The organism is Psychrosphaera saromensis, assembly GCF_002954545.1.
Lineage (GTDB): Bacteria > Pseudomonadota > Gammaproteobacteria > Enterobacterales > Alteromonadaceae > Psychrosphaera > Psychrosphaera saromensis.
Genome location: NZ_MSCH01000003.1, coordinates 597118 through 614679, shown reverse-complemented (window position 1 = coordinate 614679; position 17562 = coordinate 597118). Strand labels below are relative to the sequence as shown.

Sequence of the window (17562 nt, the reverse complement as noted above, 5' to 3'; positions counted from 1 at the left end):
TGTGGTGATTTGTTGTTTGTGCCTAATGGCGTTAACTTTTGGGGTCACTTTTATTTTGTGTATTAGTAATTTCTAATATATTATAACTTCTATTATTTAATCAATATTGGTCTATTATTTTGGCAGGCAGTCAAAGTAACTTAATTAAAAGCAGAATTATTATGAAAATTAGACACTTATTCACCTTAGCTATCAGTTTACTTAGCTCTTTAACAGCAAGCAGCGCAATAGCGAGTTCAGCACAGACACAAGAGATTGAATTTGTTGCGGCTAAGCGTATTCAATTAGATTCTAAAGTTGTGTTAAATGGCCATGTTGAGGCGATTAATGAGTCAACGGTGTCTGCTCAAGTCAATGCCAAAGTTAAAAAGATTTATGTAGATGTGGATGATCAGGTGGCCGTAGGCAAAGTGCTTATTGAACTGGACGACACTGAATTAAAAGCACAATTGGCTAAGGCGAATGCATCACTTAAAGTGGCTCAGGCAAATGAGGCACAAGCCAAAAGTGAATTTAAAAGATTAAAAGGTTTGGCGGCAGACAGCTTTGTTAGTCAAAACGATATCACCAAAGCGTCTAGCGCCGTAGATGTTGCTAGTGCCAATATTAGTTTAGCGAAAGCTCAAATCTCAGAAGTAAAACAACAACTCAGCTATACAACGATTATTGCACCATATTCTGGTGTGGTCACTGCGCGTCATATTGAAGTGGGGGAAACTGCAAACTTTGGTCAAGCGCTGTTAACGGGGTTTGCATTAAACCAAAACCGTCTGATTGTGCATGTGCCAAATTCTCTGATCAAAGATGTAGAAACCACAAAAACGTTATTGGCACAAACCAGTAATGGTAGCTGGAAAACATTAAGCAATTTAACCATAGCGCCAAATTTAGATACTCAAACCCATACCATTTTAGTAAGAGCCAATATTAACAAAGATGACTTTAACCAACGCCCAGGTAGTTTTATTAAAGTGGCGGTTAAAACCGACCCGCGTTCTGCATTAGTAGTACCAATCAGTGCGGTGTTTAACCAGGGTGACTTGTCTGCGGTTTATGTAAAGTTAGATGAGACTTATGCGTTACGTCAGGTGCTGTTGGGTGAGAAGTTTATGGCAGATAAAAATAATCAGGTGATAGAGATTTTGTCTGGTTTGTCGGTTAGAGAACAAGTGGCGGCTAACGGTGCAAAACTGCTTTCGTCAGAATCTGAATAAAGGTGAATAATATGGGCATTTCAGGACGTATTGCGAAGTTATCGCTAAACAATCCAATTACACCTTTGTTTGCAATTATGATTGTGATTTTAGGCTTAATTGCGATTTTAATTACCCCAAAAGAAGAAGACCCACAAATCAACGTGACTATGGTTGATGTGTTTATCTCGGCTCCGGGGTTAAGCAGTGGTGAAGTAGAACAACAGATTTCGATAAAAGCTGAAAATGCCATGTCACAAATGGCTGGTGTAGAAGACGTTTACAGTGTGTCTATGCAAGGTCGTTCGGTTGTTACTGTGCAATTTACCGTGGGTATTAAACGTCAAGAAGCGTTAGTGAAAACCTGGAATCAGGTGATGACAGAGCTGTATTGGCCGCAGCAATATGGTGTGGGTCAGACGGCGGTTAGAGCAAGAGGAATAAATGACGTTCCAATTGTGAGTCTTACTTTTTGGAGCGACGATGCTTCCGTTAGCCAAACACAAATTGGCCAGGTTGCGACTTCGGTAAGCCAGGTATTACAACGTGTTGAGGGTAGCCGAAATATTGAAGTGACCGGCTACGCACAAAATGCAGTAAACGTGACAATTGACCCGGTAAAAGCAGCAGCATTTGGTGTTGATGTTAGAGCGGTGTTAAGTGCTTTGCAGCAATTTGGTGGACATTCACCAGAGCTACCTATTCAAACTGATAATAAAGATGTGGTGGTGGCAATAGGCCAGTTTTTAACCAATGAACAAGATGTAAAAGACTTAGTTGTCTTTGCAAAGCCCTCGTCTGAACAAGGCGTTAGCCAAGGTACTAAATTAGTTTATTTACGCGATATTGCTGACATTAGTTTGTCCAGCATAAAACCAACCAGTTATGTACAAATGGGTTTTGGCCAAGCATCGGTTGAAAGCACAGGTTTACATTCAGGGGTTACTTTAAGTGTGGCCAAGCAAGAAGGTAGAAACGCGATTGATGTTGCTAATGCAGTGCTGGACACCGCAGAGGCATTAAAAGGCAAAGTTATACCCGATAATATTCAATATAGTGTGACTCGTAATAGCGGTTTAACCGCACAACAAAAAGCCAATAAACTTATTCAAAAACTGCTGTTTGCAACTATGGCTGTAGTTATTTTAGTGTTGTTTTTTCTGGGTAAACGCGCGGCGATTATTGTTGGATTGGCGGTTGGCCTTACGTTATTAATTACCTTGTTTTCCTCTTGGGCTTGGGGCTTTACCTTAAATAGGATCTCCTTGTTCGCGCTCATCTTCTCAATTGGTATTTTGGTGGATGACGCTATTGTCGTGGTGGAAAATATCCATCGCCGCCAACACTCTCATCCTGAAGAGTCGTTAGTTGAGTTAATTCCTAAAGCGGTTGATGAAGTGGGTGGCTCAACTATTCTGGCTACCTTTACCGTTATCGCGGCTTTGTTACCTATGGCGTTTGTGTCTGGTTTAATGGGGCCGTACATGAGCCCTATTCCCATTAATGCCAGTACTGGCATGTTGTTGTCTCTGGTTATTGCTTTCACCATTACACCTTGGTTGGCTGTGCGTTTATTAAAAGGCGAACACAAAGACGATAATACTGATGGTAAAGCTGTAGTCGATGATAAAAATACACAGCATAAAGAGTCAGCCGATGTTATTGGCCGTATTGCGGGTAATTTCTTAAGTAAATTTATTACAGCAAAAGACTCGCTGACTAATCAGTGGAAGTTGTTTGTTGGCATAGTGACATTAATGATCGCCGTCATGGTATTGCCCGTAACTGGGTTAGTGTTATTAAAAATGCTGCCGTTTGATAACAAGGCGACCATGGAAATTGCCGTTGATATGCCAGAGGGCACAACGGTTGAAACAACGTTAGCTGTGTTGCAAGAAATGTCGTCTGAGTTGGCTAAACAAGATTACGTGGTGAATTATCAGTTATATGCTGGCACCAATGCGCCAATTACCTTTAACGGTTTAGTACGTCAGTATTATATGCGTGCTATGTCGCACCAAGGTGAGATCACGTTAACTATTGTTGGCAACAAAGATCGTGACGAAGGCAGCCATGACTTAGCCAAACAAATGCGTTCGTTGTTATTGCCGATAGCCAATAAACTTAATGCTAACTTTAAAATGGTGGAAGAGCCTTCTGGCCCACCAACGTTAGCGCCAATTGTGGCTGAGATTTATGGCCCAGACCAGGCGAGTCGAGAACAAACGGCAAGTGCTCTGTTAAATGCATTTAATACAACCAATGAAATAGTTGATACCGACACCACAATTGCAGCGCAACAAGTTAAATGGCAAGTGGTGATTAATCAACAAAGAGCGCAGCAGCTTGGTATTGTAAAAGCGCAAGCTCAAAGCATGTTGTATCAGTTGTTATCAGTCGAGCCAATTGGCTATTTACATGACAGATTGGGCAATACACCAACGCCAATTATTGTGTCTGGTGATGTTACTTATAAGGCAAATATGCAGGCTTGGTTGAATACCAAAATGGCAAATGACCAAGGGTTATTAGTACCATTAAGTGAATTTGTTGAGATAGTGCAAGTCACACAAGACCAACCTATTTATCATAAAAACTTACGTCCTGTGATTTACGTTATGGCTGATATGGCTGGCGACACGGACAGTCCTTTGTACGGCATGTTTGAAGCTGGTGGTTCGTTTTCAGAGCAAAATCCAGAGGTGGAAATATTCTATACTCAAGCGCCAGATCAACCTTATACCAATGCAATAAAGTGGGATGGTGAATGGCAAATAACCTATGAAACATTCCGCGATATGGGCATAGCTTATGGTGTGGGTTTGTTACTTATTTATTTGTTAATTGTTGGTCAGTTTAAAAACTACCGTTTGCCGTTAATTATTATGGCGCCAATTCCGTTAACTATGATTGGTATATTCCCAGGACATTGGATTATGGACGCTAAATTTACCGCACCGTCTATGATAGGTATGATTGCACTCGCTGGAATAATAGTGCGTAACTCTATTTTGCTGGTGGACTTTATTGAGCAACAATTAGCCCAAGGTGTGGATTTAAAAGAGGCAGTGGTTGCCTCGGCTAAAATGCGTGCCAGACCAATTATATTAACGGCACTCGCTGCCATGATAGGTGCCTTGTTTATCTTGTCAGATCCAATATTTAAAGGCTTAGCGGTCTCGTTAATATTTGGTATGGCAGTGTCTTCAGTGCTGACACTGATTGTTATTCCTATTGCTTATTATCGCAGTAAGAAAGACAAGAGCGAGCCGTAAGAATGGCTTCGCCACTAGCTGTAGAGCGAGCTGTAAGAATGGCTTCGCCACAGCTGTAAGCTTTAAGTAAAAGCGTTTATTAAAGCAGAATATTGTAAATAGAAAATTTAGCCCCAGTTAGTAAGGTATTAAGGAAAGCACGCTAACTGGGGTTTATTGCAATAGGATGGCTGTATGAAACGCTATAAAAGCAAAAAAGAAGAATACCAAACCGCATTAGACATGTTAGCCATTGGTCTTGAGGGAAAAAGCTATTTACCTAAGCCATCGAAATTAATGCTGTTAACTACTTTTCTATTTTGCTCATTAGTTTTTACGCCGCTAAGCTCTGCTGTAAATGTTTCCTCTATTAATCTTGCGTTGCCGGCAAAACCCAAAGTGATATTCAGCCAAAAAGCAGAACAAAAAACCTAATCCCTATACTTCAACTTCACCAATGCTACCTCTATGTTTAAATAACTTTTATGCCTAGTAATAGGTTATATAATTTGTTAAAAATCACATAAGAATAAAACTTATCGCTGTGCATGATCTAATGGTTAAAGTCGAATGGTTCAATGCCACCACTGGGAAGTTACGTAGTAAATGGAAAAGTTAAAGATTTTGGCGTTGTCGGGAAGCCTTCGTAAGGTGTCGTACAATACCGCTGCAATACATGCACTAAAATCATTGGCGTCTAGTCATGTAGGTGCAGGTGTAAATGCAGGTGTAAGTGTAGATATAGTTGTAGGCGATATTAGTGAGTTACCGCTATTTAATCCTGACCGTGAAAATGAACATATTCCCGCGTTAGAAAAGCTAAAGTCATCTCTAAATGACTGCGCCGGATTAATACTGGCAACGCCTGAATATGCTCATGGTATTAGCGGCCCGTTAAAAAATGCCCTTGACTGGTTAGTCAGTAGCGCAGAGTTCCCCAATACGCCAATTATGCTGATCAATACCTCGCCTAGAGCATCGCATGCTCAAGAGTCTCTACGGGAGGTTCTTGTCACTATGTCTGGAAATATAATTGAACAAGCCTGTGTTTCTATCCCTTTATTAGGTAGTGAATTAGATAGTATCGGTATTACTAAAAATGAAGAGTTGGCGAATCTATTAACCAAAGCGCTTGTTGAGTTTTGTATTGCAATTGAAGCTTAAGACGCTAACTTATTGCGTGAGTCTTATAAAATAAAATAACTAGAGTGAATTTAAATATGGAAATTAAAAAAATAATCATTAAGGCTTTTTATATATTTAGTCAAAATAAAATATTGTTCCTTAAAAACTTTATCCCAACCTTTATTATGTTGGGAGCAATAAGCATTGTTTTATACACCTTAAACATTGGAATACAACAACCTTCAGCAAAATTAACATTCTCTTATGTATCTCTGATTTTTATTAGCATCATCACTTTTTTTATCATTTTAGGTAAGTCGATTGTTCATACTCATAGAACGTTTATTTTAAATGAACATGCCACGATAAAAGAATTGTTTAAACTAACGAGAAGAGACTTTCGTTTTGTTAAAAATTTTATAGTGCTGAACCTAGTTATGCTATTGATTGGTATCGCTATTATGCTTGTTATTGGGGGGTATTTAATAGGGATTACTGAAAGTACTGAGAATGAATATATTCTTTTCGGTATAGGTTTGATAACAACCTTAATAATTGCATTTTTTTGGTCTAGGTTAGCGATTGTTTTACCTTCAGCTGCACTAGATCATAGCTTATCAATTCATGGTGCTTGGCAGGTTTCAGATGACTATTCAGGTAAGCTTTTTGTTGGTGTAGGTCTATTGCCAGTTATCACTGATACGATAATAAGCTTTATACCTAGCTATGATTCCTATATTTATTCTGTAGGTGTCGCATTAATCTGGGGAGCCGTTGCAATAATAGAAATAGGCGTATTGTCTTTAATATATAAAGACATAACTGATAAGCAAAATGCTCCTGATAACTTGGACGATGCTGATAACTTGGACAGCCACCCTAATTCTATTCAATAACTAAGGATGTTAGACAATGACTAAGTATTTATTTTTGTGTTTATGTTTACTCTCAAATGGAGTGTTTGCTTCTAGTGCAGGGGTTGACGTTCGTAATACCGTTGAGGACACCAAAGCCATCTATTGGCTGAATCAAGAAAAAAATAAAGCAATAGCTTATGGTAATTGGGGGAGTTTTGAGTTGTTAAAAGACTTTATAAAAACAACCACATTAAAAGATGGCGTTCGCAAAAGAGCAACTAACTTGAAAAATGCAGATGTATTATTGTTGGCTCCTTCAAACTTGGATAAGATATTGAAGGTTTATTTTTCCGACGATTTTATGACTGTTAATGGTCAAACTTACTCTGCTGACCCTGCATTAATTTCTAAATTCAGAGGAATAAATAGTAGCCGATCAGCTCAAGGTGATTCTTTTTCTGTGAATATGCTGGATGAAAAACTATTAAACACTCTTTATTAAAGACGCTTTATTAAAAAGATGGAGTAAGTAACGATAGTTTTTTGAGTACGCGAAAATAACGTTTTATCTGGATATAGGGGGATTCAAAACAGCTTTTTGACATCGCGGTAAAAGTTCTCATGAGTTCCTAAAGCAACCAGCTCTAAAATTATTGCTCCGTCTTCATAGCTATAACCTAAGAGTGTTAGCTGTTTGATCATTTTGAACTTATAAACCCTCATAAATGCAAGATCTCCTTTTTTAGGCTCTCCTAATAAAGGATCGGTTATTGCTTTTTTAATCTCTTTGTCGAGTTCTAGTTTTTGATTATTGTGCAGCTTTTTAACAGCCCTTTTAAAGCTAGGAGTTTGTAAAACCTGCTTAATATTAGCCAAAACTATATTCCTCTAGTTTCCTAGCTTCTTTTTCTGCTTTTGCAATGATGGCTTGTTTAACAAATTCATAAGGTAAATCAGGATTATCTTCCATCATTTCACCAATTTTCGCCCAATGTTCAATTTGCTTGGCTGTTGTTCGGTTTAATTTATTTGCTACATTATCAGCCCGATTTATTAAATCTTTATCGAGTTTAATATTTACTGTTGTCATATTATTTCTCCGTTAATAAATTAGTTTAGGCTGATGCGTCATGCTACAAATGTAGCAAGCTGCTTGTTAAACCAAACACCCTGAACATATGCCTTGGATTTTTGTGGCGTTGAACGTGGCTTGTTTTAATTCTTGTTGGCTTTCTAGGCTTTTTTCAGGGCAGCCGTGGACTAACCTTACTACAATTTCGCCTCTGTCTAACGCGTCTTGAATAGTTGATACAATAGCGTTTTGTGCGGGTATTACCTTGTCACTGTCTTTACGTGTTAGCTCTATTATTTCGTTTGAAACCTTGTTGTCGTGCACAATTAAGTCGGCTAATTGCATGGCTTGTAAGGCTTTTAATGTTAGGTTTTCTGGATTGTTATTACCAATGCCTACATAAAAAACGGACCCTGCTAATTGGTTATCCGCAGACAGGGTTTGTTCTATTAACTGTGTTACGCCATCCCAATCTTGTTGGCCTGCTTTGGCGGCGATATCACCACGGAAAAAACGCTCCCAAAAATGACGGCGAGAAGTAAAGTCGGTAATGGTGGCTTTTACTTGTTGGCGATAAGAACCTGCTAATGAAGCTAACTTGCCTGTCCATTGCGGCATTAATGACTCAAACTTTTCTTTCCACAAACGCGCTAATACTGGCGCTTCACCACCAGATGAAATAGCCACTACAATTGGCGAACGGTCAATTATCGCAGGCGTTATAAAATGACAATATTCAGGATCGTCCACCACGTTTACAAATATTTTTTGTGCTAATGCTTCGGCTTGTACTTGTCTGTTTAAGGCGTTGTCGTCCGTTGCGGCTATTACTAACCATTTGTCAGGCAACAAAGATTTATCGTAATCGCCGACGATTAACTTTATAGAATATGTTTGAGCCAAATTTTGCACTTCTTGGCATATCTCGTGAGAAACTACAGTCAGCTTTGCGCCTGTTTTACACAGAGTTTGGATTTTTCTAAGGGCAACGGTGCCGCCGCCAACAACTAAAACAGGCTTGTTTTCTAACTTAACAAAAATAGGTAATGTATTCATGATGATCCAAATAAAGAGAAGCCAAAAGCTAATTCATGTGTTTAAAGACACGATAATGATGGGACTATAGAAAATGGTTGGCGTTATAACAACAACTAAAGAAGATAAGATATAAATGTTTGTGAATATGCCTTTTTAGGCGAATCAACCTCAGTGCTACAAATTAGTGATTATTTTTTAAATTGTGCACCACACACGTGCATCCCTCCTCTGATTTTACTTGTCTATTTTTCCGCAGTTAACGTAACTAAGTTTGTTACTCATTAAAAAATAACAAGTTTTTGATTTTCATTATAAATAACATGGGTTTGGTATTCATATTGCTACCTTGTAGATAAGTTATAAAAAATACAAAGCTATTAATCCGTACTTTACTAATTCAATTTTTGTTAATAAATAGACTTTATTTATCAATATATTTTATTTATCAGCATATTTTATAAAAAGTGCAATGCAGCGGTTTAATAGATTAGGCGTTAAGCCAGCTTCGCCAGAAGCCAGAAACAGTTAAGTTTCTGACACCAACGACGGTGGTCCCACAAGATTCGTAATTTCAAAGTTGAAATTGCTGCTCAGGTTGAAATAAATTCAATTCAATTATTCTGAGGGTTACCCCATGCCAGATACAACAGATCTACAAACAGTAAAACCATTAAAACTTATCGTTGTCGGTAACGGTATGGTTGGTCACAAATTCATTGAAAACGTGGTTAATCACCCAGATCATGAAAACTATCAAGTTATTACTTTTTCTGAAGAACCTCGTTTAGCGTATGACCGCGTTCAACTGTCGGCATATTTCTCTGGCAAAACAGCCGATGACTTAATGCTAACGTCGGAAGATTATTACGACCAACATGGCGTTAAATACATAATCAAAGACAAAGTGTCTACTATTGACCGAGCAGCAAAAACTATCACCACAGAAAGTGGCCGAGTAGAAAGCTACGACAAACTTATTCTAGCCACAGGTTCATTCCCATTTGTTCCACCCATTCCTGGTGGCGACGCTGAACATTGTTTGGTTTACCGTACTATTGAAGATTTAGAGCGTATTACTGCATCTGCCAAAGGCAGTAAAGTGGGTGTTGTTATCGGTGGCGGTTTGTTGGGTCTTGAATGTGCAAAAGCACTACATAACTTAAACCTAGAAGCCCATGTTGTTGAATTTGCGCCACGCTTAATGGCGGTGCAATTAGATGAAGGCGGCGGTGCTTTATTACGTACTAAAATTGAAGATTTGGGCGTACACGTTCACACAGAAAAAAATACCAAAGAAATCGTAGCGGGTGAAACCTGTCGTTACCGTATGAACTTTGCGGATGGCAGTCATATTGAAACAGACATGATTGTATTCTCTGCTGGTATTCGTCCACAGGATGAACTTGCTCGTCAGTTCGACATCGCAATTGGTGAACGTGGCGGTATTACCATTGATGACAATTGCCTTACCTCTGACAAAGACATTTACGCCATTGGCGAATGTGCATTGTGGGATGGCAAAATATTTGGTCTAGTTGCCCCTGGTTACACCATGGCAAAAGCCGCGGTTTCGCATATTACTGGCGGTAGTGAACAATTCACTGGTGCGGATATGAGTACCAAACTTAAATTAATGGGTGTTGACGTTGCTAGTATTGGTGATGCACATGCACGCACGGAAGGCGCACAAACCTATACTTATATAAATGACGCAGAAGGTATTTATAAACGTTTAATCGTCTCTGCTGACAAATCAACATTATTAGGTGTGGTTCTTGTTGGCGACACCGACGCATACGGTACTTTGTTACCTATGATGTTAGAGAAAATGCAACTGCCAGATGCTCCTGAAGTATTAATATTGCCGCAAGTTGAGGGCGGTGCAAGTGCATTTGGCGTAGCTGCACTACCAGATTCTGCTTTAATTTGTTCTTGTCATGACGTAACAAAAGGTGACTTGATAGAAGCTATTCATGCTGGTGCAACAGAGCTTAGTGAGCTTAAATCATGTACCAAAGCGGGTACTGGTTGTGGTGGCTGTTCAGCCATGGTTGGACAGGTATTAAATGCTGAGTTAGAAAACATGGGCATGGAGGTTAATAATAACCTTTGTGAACATTTTGAGTACACTCGCCAAGAATTATTTGATGTTATCCGCACTAAAAAAATCAAAACCTTTGATGAGTTGTTAGAGCAATACGGCAGCGGTCATGGTTGCATGACATGTAAACCTGCAGTTGGCTCTATGTTAGCAACGTATTGGAATGAATACGTATTGTCCGATGATAATATTCAGTTACAAGACACTAACGACATCTTCCTAGGTAACATGCAAAAAGACGGGACTTATTCCGTTGTACCACGTATTGCAGCTGGTGAAATTTCAGCACAAGGTTTAATCGACTTAGGCCAAATTGGTGTTAAGTATGACTTATACACCAAAATTACAGGCGGTCAGCGTATCGACTTCTTTGGCGCGCAATTACACGAATTACCATTAATTTGGGATGAATTGATTCAAGCTGGTTTTGAAACAGGCCACGCCTATGGTAAGTCTTTGCGTACCGTTAAGTCTTGTGTTGGTAGTACTTGGTGTCGTTACGGCATGATGGATTCTGTGTCCATGGCGATTAATTTAGAGATGCGTTACAAAGGTCTACGTTCACCACATAAATTTAAATTAGGTGTGTCTGGCTGTACTCGTGAATGTGCTGAAGCACAAAGTAAAGATTTTGGAGTTATTGCCACGGACAAAGGTTGGAACTTATACGTGTGCGGTAACGGCGGTATGAAACCTCGTCACGGTGACTTATTCGCCTCTGATTTGGATGACGCCACATTAATTAAATACATTGACCGCATTCTTATGTTCTATTGCCGTACAGCAGACCGTTTACAACGTACGTCGGTTTGGATGGATAATATGGAAGGCGGCCTAGACTACCTTAAATCAGTGGTTATTGATGACAAACTTGGTCTTTGTGAAGACTTTGAAACTGATATGAACCGCGTTATCGACACTTACGAATGTGAATGGAAGAAAACACTTAACAATCCAGAAAGACTAAAACGTTTTGCTCACTTTATTAACTCTGATGCAACGGACGATCGTTTGGCGTATGAAGCTGACCGTGGTCAAAGTAAAGCGCGTATTGCGCAACCTTCGGTAAGAGAAAGTAAAGCCAAAGGTGAAGAGATCCCGGCATTGGAAGTTTAAGTTACAGATAAAAGAGTAGAGGAAAAGAATATGAGTAATATAAATTGGGAAACCATCTGTAACGTATCAGATATCAATAAAAACACAGGTGTTTGTGCACTGCATAACGGTGAACAAGTCGCGATTTTTAAAGTAGGGAAAGAAGAACAATTATTTGCTCTACAAAACTACGACCCATTTGGTGAAGCAAACGTGTTATCACGTGGCATCATTGGCGATGTTGACGGCCAATTGGTTTTGGCATCACCACTGTATAAACAACAGTTCTCATTAGAGTCTGGTAAGTGTTTGGAAGATGACAGCGTGATTTTAAAAACCTACATGGTGCGCCAACAAGACGGTTTAGTTCAGTTGCAGGCGTAAGTTGCAGCATAAGTTGTAGAGTTAAAAGAAGCGCTGCAGCTATAAAGGCAAAGCTAATAGCTTGTTAATTACAAGCTTGTTGTAATGAATACTAAAAACCACCAGTGACGTTTAATCATTTGGTGGTTTTTTTTATGGGCTTAATTTAAAAGGGTATAAAAATTAAAGCGGGTGTCTCTGTTAGGAATGTGAAAATTAAGATGGGTGTCTCTGTTAGGAATGTGAAAATTAAGATGGGTGTCTCTGTTAGGAATGTTGGTAGATGTTTTGTTTGAATAAAGTAAGATCATTATTTACAAACTTGTTATATGTTCTGTAATGCACTAAAGTTATACGCATAAAGCATGCGCAGGATTGATAAAATGAGAAACGCACAGATACAGAAAACAACAAAGAAAGCAGCTAATTTAAGTTTAAGTACTGAGTTATTAGCAGAGGCGAAAAGGCTTAATATAAACTTATCAGCCACAATGGAGAAAGCATTGGAGCAAGAAGTAAGTAAAAAGTTAAAAGAAGAGTGGGTTAAAAACAACACAGAAGCGGTAGATGCCTGCAATAAACTAACCGAAGAATTTGGATTATTCTCGGATTCATATAGGAAGTTTTAATGGCTCAGTTTTCACTCTATATAAATAAAGATAAATCTTCGTCTAGAGCATATCCGTATTTAATTGATGTGCAGTCAGACTTATTGAGTGGTCTTGAGTCTAGAATGGTTATTCCATTAACACCGTTAGCACTACTTGATACAAAAGCGCCAACTCATTTATGCCCAGTTATTCAGTTAGAAGAAGGCAGTTTTGTCATTCTAACTCAACAAATGACAAGTGTTCCGACCAAAGTCCTTAAAGAAGAAGTACGCGACTTAAGTACATTCAGAAACGAAATCATCGCAGCGCTGGATTTTTTAATCACCGGAATATAATGAAGTAAACCATTTCTACCGATCTTAAATGACTGTCAATTTGTAGGATGTTTATTTTATTTTTCCATCAACTCTCAGCCTATTGATGAAATCTTCATAAATGACTACCAGCTCATCTGAGCGCTCTGAAATGGCTGCTAAATCTTCTTGATCTTCGTACATGAGTAATCGTACAGCATCGTTTATTAACTCTGACATAGAAGTCTCAGAAGAGGCCGCGCGAATTTTTAAAGCTTGATGGGTACTTGGCTCAAAATAAACCGTTGAGCGCTTTGTTAAATTACTCATATTATAAACTCACTAAAAATTTAGAGTTATAACATTTTAGCGCCAAGGAACCAAAACTCCACCATCAAGAAAGCATCTAATGCGAAGAGTTAACTAAGTTAGACTTTAAATCACGGTCAAATACGAGTGGGTGTCTCTGTTATGTAGCTCTAATGATTGTGCTGATACAATTTGATACACTCTTAAAAATCATGATACGACTATTTCAATCAATCCCCATTAATATCTATTTATTCGTTTAGTCCAATATAAATAGAGAGTGACCTCATGGAAAAAATCATTAATTTAAAACACACTTATACTTCACTAGTTATTGCAGCATGTTTATTTGCAACCAATGTGATTGCAAAGACTCTAGTTGAAAATGCTCCTTTGGAGCAAAAAAAACTGACTGATAAAAAACAATCGTTACAGGCTAGAGAAGCTTCAGCCACAAAAGAGTTAACAGACGCCACTGAGCCTGATACTAAAATAAATGCTGAAGATGACAAAAAAGACAAAAAGAATAAAGTATTCAAAATTGTTGAACCTAATAATTTTCAGCAAGTGAAATTCAATGAAGATTTTACGTCATATACCTTGCTGCCTAGCGTAGATGAAGATGAAAATTTAAGTGAGCAGTCAGAAGCTGAAAGTATTGCGGTTACAGAAGCAGACGAGTTCTACATTAAGCGACCGGTTCAGAAGAAACAAAATAGGTTCAATATAGAAGTTGATTTTGACAACGCTGAAGAAGAAGACGAGAGAGATTGCTGGACATTTTCTAGCTCTATTTGTAATCCACAAGATGGTTTTCATTACGCCTTTAGTTTTGTTAGCAGCGGCGGAGATGATATTTACCAAGCGTCTGGTGAGTCTACCGACATAAACACTTATGCATCTTATCGAATCCAAATTGCGAGTTTATTTATAGAGTCTCCGGGCATGGCGACACGCCGCATTCATGGTTTATATGCTGGTAAATCTTGGGGGATTAACTTTTACAACACGGATAACTGGCGCTTAGACTTATACAAAGAACGTGATACAGGTGCTATTCGTGATTTACAGGGCATTAAATCTAGAACCAAAGAAAAACGTGCCGGTATACGCTTAACGGGATTTTGGGATTCGTCTCAACTTCAAATAAATATGAGTCCATACAGTCGTTCAAATCAAGAAGATGACGGCATTGCAGGATCGTTATCGTATACCCGTTATTGGCAAGTTAGAAATTGGAGTTTTTACGGCAGCTTAGGTGTGCAGTATCAGCCAAAGCAGGTAGTGAGTTATTATGAGGACGCTCCGGTCGACTTTACTGAACGAAAAAGTAGATTGAATCAGGACCTAGAAATTGGTTTTGAATATCCTCTTAGTAAAAGCTGGGTGCTTGGTGGATTCTTTGCCTATAGCGAGTCAGACAGCGCATTACCAGGTGCTATAACTTATAAAGACGCTAGCGATGATTCATACTCAGGTGCTCGCTCAGGTTTATTGTTAAGTTTTGTGTTGTAAGGTGATGAACATGAACTTAGTCGCTGTTCAAGCTAATTTACAACCAGATCTACAAGTTTGGGTTCAGCCAAGTAAGCACCAACAATTAGTCCAGTTATGGCGTTGGTGCATTGCCGTTATATTGTTAATGCTGTTATTTACTCACCCTTCTGTATGGGCAGATAACAAACAAACAGAGCAACAATTTTCAGCAAAAATGACAATATCACCAGATCAGTGCGTTGCAATGACAGAGGGACAAACTTGTTATGTGGATATTGAGTTGCAATGGCAAACATCAAATATTGGTGAATATTGTTTGTTTAGTTCTGGGCAGGAAAAAGCACTAAAGTGTTGGTCAAATACTTCAAGAGGCAGCTTTCAGCAGGAAGTTGCGTCAAAGCAAAATGTTATTTATACATTACGTAAACAACAAACCAATGTGCGATTAGCCCAAAGTAAGCTAGAAATGGCGTGGGTACACAAAAGACGCGGCAAGCCGACAACCTGGTGGCGCTTATTTTAGGATCCTTTTATCAGTATGAAAGAGTCACCGGTGATAGAGAAAGTAATAGTAATTAGTGAAAGTAATTAGCAAGAGTAATTAGCAAGAGTAATTAAATCGTTAAGGGCTTATGGAAAATCAACAACATATTTTATTAGTAGAAGATGAACAGTCCCTGTCAGATTGGATTGCAGAATACCTTACTATGCGCGGGTTTAAAGTCACGCAAACCGCAAGAGGTGATGAAGCCGTTACTCTTATTCAGTCTCTTAATCCTGACTTGGTTTTGTTAGACGGTATGTTACCGGGCATGGACGGTGTGGATGTTTGTAAAACCGTGCGTCCTGAATTTACCAACGCCATTATTATGATCACCGCCCGTGATGAAGAAGCCGACGAAGTCTTAGGCCTAGAAATGGGTGCAGATGATTTTTTAGTAAAACCCATACGAGCGCGCGCTTTGTTAAGTCGTATTAAAATTTTACTGCATAAACAAAATCAAACGTCAGTAGATCAAAGTGAAGAACCGCAGGGAAATGTCCCATCAAATGAAAGTGAATTGCGCTTTAATCAACTAATAATTAATGCATCTACTCGGCAAGTCACTTTGGCAGGTGAGCAAATAAACCTGTCTACCAAAGAGTTTGATGTGTTGTGGCTCATTGCTAAAAATGCAGGTCAGGTTGTGTCTCGGGAACAATTGGTAGCGGATTTACGTGGTTTTGAATACGACGGCTTTGACCGTTCAATTGACTTACAAGTTTCACGGTTACGTAAAAAACTGAATGGCAGTCCAACAACTAGCTCAGCCGATAAAAGCTCAGATAACCAAATAGACCGTATTAAAACTATTTGGGGAAAAGGTTATTTGTTTGTTAAGGATGTTTGGTAATGCGCTGGTTAGTCGCGTCTTTATTTGCCGCTATTTTATTTGCAACTGTAGGTTTGGGATGGCTGTTCGACACTATTTATTTGCAATACATAGACGACAAATCCAACAAACAAAGTGATGTTGTAAGCGTAATGGAGCAACTTGGTGGCAATGTGAGCCAGCTTATTAACTCTTCCAACACACCAGATGAATTGTTAGCTAATTGGCCAAACGTTAGTGACTACCAACTGACGTTGCAGTCGGTGGATAACATGCCTTTACCAAAGCCATTATTAAAGCAGTTCTTTGATGAAAACCGTTTAGTGCTAGAAACCAAAGAGCACATAGAAATTAGTTTTTATTTACCCAGCCATCATCAACGTTTAGTCCTTACCGCGCCTATTTCACATGCCGTAAACGAACCTCGTTCCAGTGCATACTTGTTTACCGGATTGTTTTATTTTACGTTATTAATGTTAATGCTGTTATGGCTAAACCCATTAATAAAACGCTTACTAATTCTCAGAAAAACTGCAAAAGCGTTTGGTGAAGGTAACCTGGAGCAGCGAGTTAAATTAGGATCAGTATCATACATCAGAGACTTAGAGTTTGAGTTCAACCGTATGGCTCAGCGTATTGATGACTTAGTTTCTGACGTCAAACTGCTCAGCAGTGCGGTTTCCCACGACTTAAGAACGCCTTTGTCATCCATTCGTTTTGGTATAGACACCTTGCAAGAAGTTGAAGAACCAGAACTAAGAAAGCGGTTTGAACAACTGATCAGCAAAGACGTAGACTCTATGATTGAGTTGGTGGAAACCTTATTGAATTACGCACGGCTAGACCAAGCCATGCTTAATATTGATAAATCTAAGGTTTCTTTAATACCTTTAATAAACCAAATATTTGATAGTAAAAAAAGCGATACCAAAACACTCAGCCTGATTACGGATGTTGGCACTAGTACAGATATTGGCACTGATACAGGTATTGGCACTGATATTAGTACTAGCACAGCGGAATTAGAGGTGTTTGCAGACAGAGGTTATTTGCTAATGTTACTGAATAACTTAATTCAAAATGCGCTGCAATATGCCACATCACAAGTAACAGTAACCATTAAACAACATGATGATGGTTGTGAAATTATTATTGCCGATGATGGCGCAGGAATACCAGAATCTGAACGTGAAAATATACTTAAACCTTTTATCCGTGGCGACAAAACCAGAAGCGCAGTAAAAGGCTTTGGTATTGGCTTAGCCATAGTCACTCGTATATTACATTGGCATGATGGGCGTTTAGAGATTGGCCAAGACGAACGTTTATCTGGTGCAAAATTCACCGTATTTTTACCGCATTAATTGTGTGCTCAAAGCAT

The 17562-nt window shown here is 38.9% G+C and carries 18 protein-coding genes; 14 read left to right on the top strand and 4 right to left on the bottom strand.

Annotated features, from left to right (window positions below):
* The first annotated feature begins 161 nt into the window (after window positions 1-161).
* The 6 genes from BTO11_RS02780 to BTO11_RS02755 all read left to right on the top strand — a co-directional run bounded on the left by BTO11_RS02780 (window position 162) and on the right by BTO11_RS02755 (window position 6931).
* A complete protein-coding gene (locus BTO11_RS02780; protein ID WP_146105452.1) occupies window positions 162-1214 on the top strand; it encodes an efflux RND transporter periplasmic adaptor subunit in 1053 nt (350 codons plus the stop codon).
* Between the two features lie 11 nt (window positions 1215-1225).
* Complete coding sequence (locus tag BTO11_RS02775; protein WP_181135823.1) at window positions 1226-4468, top strand: efflux RND transporter permease subunit; 3243 nt, start codon at window positions 1226-1228, stop codon at window positions 4466-4468.
* A gap of 174 nt (window positions 4469-4642) precedes the next feature.
* Window positions 4643-4882 carry a hypothetical protein gene (locus BTO11_RS02770; protein WP_105051150.1) on the top strand — a complete coding sequence of 80 codons (240 nt, stop codon included), beginning with the start codon at window positions 4643-4645 and terminating at the stop codon, window positions 4880-4882.
* A gap of 171 nt (window positions 4883-5053) precedes the next feature.
* Window positions 5054-5611 (top strand): NADPH-dependent FMN reductase, encoded by a 558-nt coding sequence (locus BTO11_RS02765; RefSeq protein WP_105051149.1) that lies wholly within the window; start codon window positions 5054-5056, stop codon window positions 5609-5611.
* A gap of 56 nt (window positions 5612-5667) precedes the next feature.
* Window positions 5668-6468: a hypothetical protein gene (locus BTO11_RS02760; RefSeq protein ID WP_105051148.1), complete on the top strand. Its 801-nt coding sequence runs from the start codon at window positions 5668-5670 to the stop codon at window positions 6466-6468.
* Window positions 6469-6484: 16 nt separating this feature from the next.
* Complete coding sequence (locus BTO11_RS02755; protein WP_105051147.1) at window positions 6485-6931, top strand: hypothetical protein; 447 nt, start codon at window positions 6485-6487, stop codon at window positions 6929-6931.
* 83 nt (window positions 6932-7014) lie between these two features.
* On the opposite strand, the gene BTO11_RS02750 is transcribed toward BTO11_RS02755, so the two are convergent.
* The 3 genes from BTO11_RS02750 to BTO11_RS02740 all read right to left on the bottom strand — a co-directional run bounded on the left by BTO11_RS02750 (window position 7015) and on the right by BTO11_RS02740 (window position 8557).
* Window positions 7015-7305 carry a type II toxin-antitoxin system RelE/ParE family toxin gene (locus BTO11_RS02750; RefSeq protein ID WP_105051146.1) on the bottom strand — a complete coding sequence of 97 codons (291 nt, stop codon included), beginning with the start codon at window positions 7303-7305 and terminating at the stop codon, window positions 7015-7017.
* A complete protein-coding gene (locus BTO11_RS02745; RefSeq protein WP_105051145.1) occupies window positions 7298-7519 on the bottom strand; it encodes a TA system antitoxin ParD family protein in 222 nt (73 codons plus the stop codon). The genes BTO11_RS02750 and BTO11_RS02745 overlap by 8 nt, the downstream gene beginning before the upstream one ends.
* 66 nt (window positions 7520-7585) lie before the next feature.
* The gene (locus tag BTO11_RS02740) at window positions 7586-8557 is read right to left on the bottom strand and encodes a siroheme synthase (protein ID WP_105051144.1); all 972 of its coding nucleotides are present in this window, start codon (window positions 8555-8557) and stop codon (window positions 7586-7588) included.
* Window positions 8558-9173: 616 nt separating this feature from the next.
* Between BTO11_RS02740 and nirB the strand changes: the two genes are divergently transcribed.
* From nirB to BTO11_RS02720, 4 genes are all read left to right on the top strand, one after another.
* The gene (gene nirB, locus BTO11_RS02735; protein WP_105051143.1) at window positions 9174-11756 is read left to right on the top strand and encodes a nitrite reductase large subunit NirB; all 2583 of its coding nucleotides are present in this window, start codon (window positions 9174-9176) and stop codon (window positions 11754-11756) included.
* 30 nt (window positions 11757-11786) lie between these two features.
* The gene (gene nirD / locus BTO11_RS02730; RefSeq protein ID WP_105051142.1) at window positions 11787-12119 is read left to right on the top strand and encodes a nitrite reductase small subunit NirD; all 333 of its coding nucleotides are present in this window, start codon (window positions 11787-11789) and stop codon (window positions 12117-12119) included.
* 362 nt (window positions 12120-12481) lie between these two features.
* Window positions 12482-12727: a type II toxin-antitoxin system CcdA family antitoxin gene (locus tag BTO11_RS02725; RefSeq protein WP_105051141.1), complete on the top strand. Its 246-nt coding sequence runs from the start codon at window positions 12482-12484 to the stop codon at window positions 12725-12727.
* Window positions 12727-13044, top strand: coding sequence for a CcdB family protein (locus BTO11_RS02720; RefSeq protein WP_105051140.1), 318 nt, complete (start codon window positions 12727-12729; stop codon window positions 13042-13044). The genes BTO11_RS02725 and BTO11_RS02720 overlap by 1 nt, the downstream gene beginning before the upstream one ends.
* Window positions 13045-13095: 51 nt before the next feature.
* Here the strand turns inward: BTO11_RS02720 and BTO11_RS02715 are convergent, their stop codons facing one another.
* Window positions 13096-13332, bottom strand: coding sequence for a CopG family transcriptional regulator (locus BTO11_RS02715; protein ID WP_105051139.1), 237 nt, complete (start codon window positions 13330-13332; stop codon window positions 13096-13098).
* A 267-nt stretch (window positions 13333-13599) separates the two neighbouring features.
* Here BTO11_RS02715 and BTO11_RS02710 point away from each other — a divergent pair, with 267 nt between their 5' ends.
* The 4 genes from BTO11_RS02710 to BTO11_RS02695 all read left to right on the top strand — a co-directional run bounded on the left by BTO11_RS02710 (window position 13600) and on the right by BTO11_RS02695 (window position 17545).
* Window positions 13600-14826, top strand: a complete 1227-nt coding sequence (locus BTO11_RS02710) for a MipA/OmpV family protein (RefSeq protein ID WP_105051138.1) — start codon at window positions 13600-13602, stop codon at window positions 14824-14826.
* 10 nt (window positions 14827-14836) lie between these two features.
* A complete protein-coding gene (locus BTO11_RS02705) occupies window positions 14837-15331 on the top strand; it encodes a DUF3019 domain-containing protein (RefSeq protein ID WP_181135822.1) in 495 nt (164 codons plus the stop codon).
* 109 nt (window positions 15332-15440) lie between these two features.
* Window positions 15441-16202, top strand: a complete 762-nt coding sequence (locus BTO11_RS02700; protein ID WP_105051136.1) for a response regulator — start codon at window positions 15441-15443, stop codon at window positions 16200-16202.
* The gene (locus BTO11_RS02695) at window positions 16202-17545 is read left to right on the top strand and encodes a sensor histidine kinase (protein ID WP_105051135.1); all 1344 of its coding nucleotides are present in this window, start codon (window positions 16202-16204) and stop codon (window positions 17543-17545) included. Before BTO11_RS02700 ends, BTO11_RS02695 begins: the two co-directional genes overlap by 1 nt.
* Window positions 17546-17562 lie beyond the last annotated feature (17 nt).

Coding starts and splice junctions, on each gene's coding strand:
- BTO11_RS02715 (WP_105051139.1), bottom strand. CDS start 13,332: ATGAGTAATTTAACAAAGCGCTCAACGGTTTATTTTGAGCCAAGTACC.
- BTO11_RS02770 (WP_105051150.1), top strand. CDS start 4,643: ATGAAACGCTATAAAAGCAAAAAAGAAGAATACCAAACCGCATTAGAC.
- BTO11_RS02780 (WP_146105452.1), top strand. CDS start 162: ATGAAAATTAGACACTTATTCACCTTAGCTATCAGTTTACTTAGCTCT.
- BTO11_RS02705 (WP_181135822.1), top strand. CDS start 14,837: ATGAACTTAGTCGCTGTTCAAGCTAATTTACAACCAGATCTACAAGTT.
- BTO11_RS02725 (WP_105051141.1), top strand. CDS start 12,482: ATGAGAAACGCACAGATACAGAAAACAACAAAGAAAGCAGCTAATTTA.
- BTO11_RS02740 (WP_105051144.1), bottom strand. CDS start 8,557: ATGAATACATTACCTATTTTTGTTAAGTTAGAAAACAAGCCTGTTTTA.
- BTO11_RS02745 (WP_105051145.1), bottom strand. CDS start 7,519: ATGACAACAGTAAATATTAAACTCGATAAAGATTTAATAAATCGGGCT.
- BTO11_RS02695 (WP_105051135.1), top strand. CDS start 16,202: ATGCGCTGGTTAGTCGCGTCTTTATTTGCCGCTATTTTATTTGCAACT.
- nirB (WP_105051143.1), top strand. CDS start 9,174: ATGCCAGATACAACAGATCTACAAACAGTAAAACCATTAAAACTTATC.
- BTO11_RS02700 (WP_105051136.1), top strand. CDS start 15,441: ATGGAAAATCAACAACATATTTTATTAGTAGAAGATGAACAGTCCCTG.
- BTO11_RS02720 (WP_105051140.1), top strand. CDS start 12,727: ATGGCTCAGTTTTCACTCTATATAAATAAAGATAAATCTTCGTCTAGA.
- BTO11_RS02760 (WP_105051148.1), top strand. CDS start 5,668: ATGGAAATTAAAAAAATAATCATTAAGGCTTTTTATATATTTAGTCAA.
- BTO11_RS02765 (WP_105051149.1), top strand. CDS start 5,054: ATGGAAAAGTTAAAGATTTTGGCGTTGTCGGGAAGCCTTCGTAAGGTG.
- BTO11_RS02710 (WP_105051138.1), top strand. CDS start 13,600: ATGGAAAAAATCATTAATTTAAAACACACTTATACTTCACTAGTTATT.
- nirD (WP_105051142.1), top strand. CDS start 11,787: ATGAGTAATATAAATTGGGAAACCATCTGTAACGTATCAGATATCAAT.
- BTO11_RS02775 (WP_181135823.1), top strand. CDS start 1,226: ATGGGCATTTCAGGACGTATTGCGAAGTTATCGCTAAACAATCCAATT.
- BTO11_RS02755 (WP_105051147.1), top strand. CDS start 6,485: ATGACTAAGTATTTATTTTTGTGTTTATGTTTACTCTCAAATGGAGTG.